Origin of the sequence: Verrucosispora sp. SN26_14.1 (assembly GCF_004307965.1) — a bacterium.
GTDB lineage: Bacteria > Actinomycetota > Actinomycetes > Mycobacteriales > Micromonosporaceae > Micromonospora.
In genome coordinates this window covers 1-3,673 of record NZ_SISL01000536.1, presented here as the reverse complement: position 1 = coordinate 3,673, position 3,673 = coordinate 1, and the positions used below count along the sequence as shown (strand labels likewise).

Genomic DNA, 3,673 nt, shown 5'->3' with positions numbered 1-3,673 from the left:
CCGAGACGGTGGCCGCCGCCGCACTGCGCCGGGCCGGCCTGCTGGCCGCCGAGTCCACCGCGGCGGGCACGTCTGCCGGGCCGGGCGCTGCTGCCGCGTCGGGTGCGTCTGCCGCTCGGGGTGAGGTGTTAGCAGGGGACCCTTCCTCTACCGCAGACGTTAACAAGGTGCCCTTCCTTGCGCTCGACGCGGTAGCGCGGGTGGGTGACGCCGTGTCGGTGACCTCCACCCTGCGCGGAAAGGTCGAGTTCGAGAGCGGCGAGGAGGGCCGCGAGATCGAGATCCTCGGCCACCTGCTGCGCACCGCCACCGCCGACACGTTCCGGGCCCGGCTGGCCGGGCTCGACCTGTCCGGGTTCGCGACGCTGGTCGAGGAGGGCGAGACCGTCGAGACCGGGGAACTGGTGTCTGCGGCCGAGCTGCTGCGCCAGGTGGGCACCGTGCCGGGGCTGGCCAAGGTGCTCGACCGGCTCGGCGTCGGTGACGCGCCCAGCCCCGGGCAGGCCGCTGCGGCGGTCGAGTTCGTGCTGGAAGGGCTGCACCTGAGTCGACGGTTGGACAAGGACGTGACCGACTCGGGGCGGACCCGCTACGGCGGCCGGGACTGACCATGGCGGGCAACCGGTTCCGGTACGGGCAGTGGCGGGGTGGCCCCGATCCGCTGGCGCCGCCGTACGACGTGCAGTCGGCGGTGGACCAGGTCGGCCAGGAGGTGCTGGCCGGCGGCAGCCTGCGGGACGCGTTGCGGGAGCTGCTGCGTCGGGGACCGCAGGAACGGGGCGGACTGGACCCGTTGACCGCCCGCGCCCGTCGGCTCCGGCGGGAGGCGCTGCGCCGGGGCGACCTGGACGGTGCGGTGACCCGGGCACAGGCCCTGCTGGACCAGGCACTCGCCGCCGAGCGGGACGAGTTGTCCGGGCGCTCGGACGAGGCGGCCCGGTTCGCCGAGGCGATGCTGGACGACCTGCCCCGCTCCACCGCCCAGGCGGTGCGGGAACTCTCCGAGTACCGGTGGGCCAGTGAGGACGCCCGGCAGACCTACCAGCGGATCCTCGACGGGTTGCGGGACGACGTCCTCGGCCAGCGTTTCGCCGGGCTGCGCTCCTCGACCCAGATGGCCGCCGACCCGGCCGTGCAGGAGCGGCTGGTCGAGATGATGCGGGACCTGAACGCCCTGCTGGCCCGGCACGCCCGCGCCGAGGACACGACCGACGCGTTCGCCGAGTTCATGCGCCGGCACGGCGACTTCTTCCCGGAACGTCCGGCCGACGTCGACGAGCTGATCGACCTGCTGGCCCGGCGGTCGGCGGCCGGGCAACGGCTGATGAACTCGCTCTCCGACCGGCAGCGGGAGGAACTCGCCGGCCTGATGCGCCAGTCGCTCGGCGACCGGCTGGCCGGCGAACTGGCCGACCTGGAGGGCAACCTGCGGGCGCTCCGCCCCGACCTGCGTTGGGGCCGGGGCGAGCGGATGCGCGGCGAGCAGCCGCTCGGCTACGGCGAGGCGACGGGGGCGCTGGACGAGATCGCCGAGCTGGACGACCTGCTGGACCAGTTGGGGCAGGAGTACCCGGGGGCGACCCTGGACGACATCGACGTCGAGTCGGTGGCCCGTACCCTCGGCCGGGACGCCGCCGACGACGTACGCCGACTCCGGGAACTGGAGCGGGAGCTGCGGCGGCAGGGCTGGGTGACCCGGGACGCCGAGGGCCTGACCCTGAGTCCGAAGGCGCTGCGCCGTCTCGGCGGCACCGCGTTGCGGCAGGTCTTCGCCGAGTTGACCGCCGGGCCCCGGGGAGAGCACGACCTGCGGTCGGCGGGCGCGGCCGGCGAGGTCACCGGCGCGTCCCGACCCTGGGGGTACGGCGACGAGCAGCCCATCGACGTGGTGCGGACGCTGACCCGGGCGGTACGCCGGGCCGGCCCCGGAGTGCCGCTGCACCTGGCCGTCGAGGACTTCGAGGTGGTCGAGACCGAGCGACGGGCCTCGGCGGCGGTGGCGCTCTGCGTGGACCTGTCGTACTCGATGATCTCGCAGGGCCGGTGGGGTCCGATGAAGCAGACCGGCCTCGCGCTGGCCCACCTGATGGCGACCCGGTTCCCGCAGGACGCGCTCCAGATCATCGGGTTCGGTCGGCGGGCGGCGACGCTGACCCAGCAGGAGTTGGCCGCCGCCGAGCCGGACATGACCCAGGGCACCAACCTGCAACACGCCCTGCGGCTCGCCGGCCGGCACCTGCGCCGCCACCCGGACGCCGAACCGGTGGTACTGGTGGTGACCGACGGCGAGCCGACCGCCCACCTGGACCCGGCCGACGGCGAGGCGGTGTTCCACTGGCCGTCGTTGCCGGAGACCGTCGAGGCGACCATCCGCGAGGTGGACCGGATCGGCCGGTACGGCGCGACGCTGAACCTGTTCATGCTCGGTGACGATCCGGGGCTGCGCCGCTTCGTGGACGCGGTGGCCCGGCGCAGCGGCGGCCGGGTCTTCACCCCGGACACCGAGGACCTCGGCGAGTACGTGGTCAGCGACTACCTGCGGTCACGGCGCGGTCGCCGCTAGGCTCGGCGGGGTGGAGGTCGACGGGTTGCGGCAGGCGTACGACGCGCTGCTGACCGAGATCGACGTGGGCGGGTTCGGGCCGCCGCCGACCGGCCGCTACAGCGCCGAACAGATCGTGGCGCACCTGGTCACCGGCGACGAGCTGATGAGCGAGGCGACCGAAGCGGTGCTCGCCGGCTCCCCGTACGCCTTCTATGAGCTGGACGAGATCCACCGGCCGGAACTGGACGCGTTGGTCGCCGAGGCGGGTGGCCTGGCCGGGCTGGCCGACCGGCTCCGGCACAGCAGCGATCGCCTGGTCGCCCTGGTGGCCCGGCTCGGCGCGGGGGCCGACACGCCGGTGGAGACGCACCTGCGCGAGGGTTTCGACCTCGTCGTCGACGAGCCGTTGCCCTGGGGTCGCGTCATCGACCTGCACACCCGCGTCCACCTGCCCCGACACCTGACGGAGCTGCGGACACTGCGCCCCTGACGCCCTGGCCTCGCGCGCTTCCCGGCACCGCTGTCTTGCGCTCGCTGTCCGGCACCTGTTAGCAGGGGACCCCTGCTATACCGCAGGCGTTAGTAGGGGGCCCTTCCTTTCACTGCGGCGACCAGCGCTGCGCCGGGTTGCCGTCGCACGGGGCCTGGACGACGTCGATGCCGGCCTCGCCGCCACCGTCGCGGACCTGGGCGCACTTTCCGCTGTGCACGGCCACCAGCAGCACGGCGCCGTCGTCGGCCGGCTGGAGACGCCACTGCTGGTTGTCCTCGCCGTGGCAGCCGAACTGCTGCAACCGCGCGCCGTCGTCGCCGCTGCGCCCCTCCACGTCGAGGCACTGGTTGTGGGCGGCGTTGGTCAGCGTCACCGTGTCCGGGCCGAACGGGTTGACCACCCACTGCTGCTCCGGCCCGCCGGTGCAGCCGGCCAGCTTGGCCACCGCCCGCTCGCCGTCGCCATCCAGCCCGAGGCAGAGGCCGGAGCCGACGCCCCGGAGCACCTTCGGCCCGCTGTTCGGGTCGGCTTCGCTGGGCGTGGGCGACGGGGTGGGCGTCGGCTCGGGGCTCTCCACGGTCGGCGGTGCGACGCTCTCGCTCGGGCTCGGCGCGGCCGGCGTCGGGCTGCCGGCC

Annotated in this window: 3 protein-coding genes and 1 pseudogene; 3 read left to right on the top strand and 1 reads right to left on the bottom strand. The window is 74.3% G+C overall.

All coding sequences use genetic code 11. The annotated features are described in order from the left end of the window. The 3 genes and pseudogenes from EYA84_RS28590 to EYA84_RS28580 form a co-directional block, all read left to right on the top strand. Positions 1-608: pseudogene (locus EYA84_RS28590) on the top strand (hypothetical protein); the annotation flags it as partial. 2 nt (positions 609-610) lie between these two features. After that, the gene (locus EYA84_RS28585; protein ID WP_131057059.1) at positions 611-2,563 is read left to right on the top strand and encodes a VWA domain-containing protein; all 1,953 of its coding nucleotides are present in this window, start codon (positions 611-613) and stop codon (positions 2,561-2,563) included. 10 nt (positions 2,564-2,573) lie between these two features. Then, on the top strand, positions 2,574-3,035 hold the full coding sequence (locus EYA84_RS28580) for a hypothetical protein (protein WP_131057057.1): 462 nt from the start codon (positions 2,574-2,576) through the stop codon (positions 3,033-3,035). Between the two features lie 109 nt (positions 3,036-3,144). On the opposite strand, the gene EYA84_RS33950 is transcribed toward EYA84_RS28580, so the two are convergent. Next, on the bottom strand, positions 3,145-3,673 hold a 529-nt coding region (locus tag EYA84_RS33950; RefSeq protein ID WP_131057055.1), incomplete at its 5' end, for an RICIN domain-containing protein.

What these genes read in the sequence shown, in the direction of transcription:
- EYA84_RS28585 (WP_131057059.1), top strand. Translation starts at nt 611, where the DNA reads ATGGCGGGCAACCGGTTCCGGTACGGGCAGTGGCGGGGTGGCCCCGAT.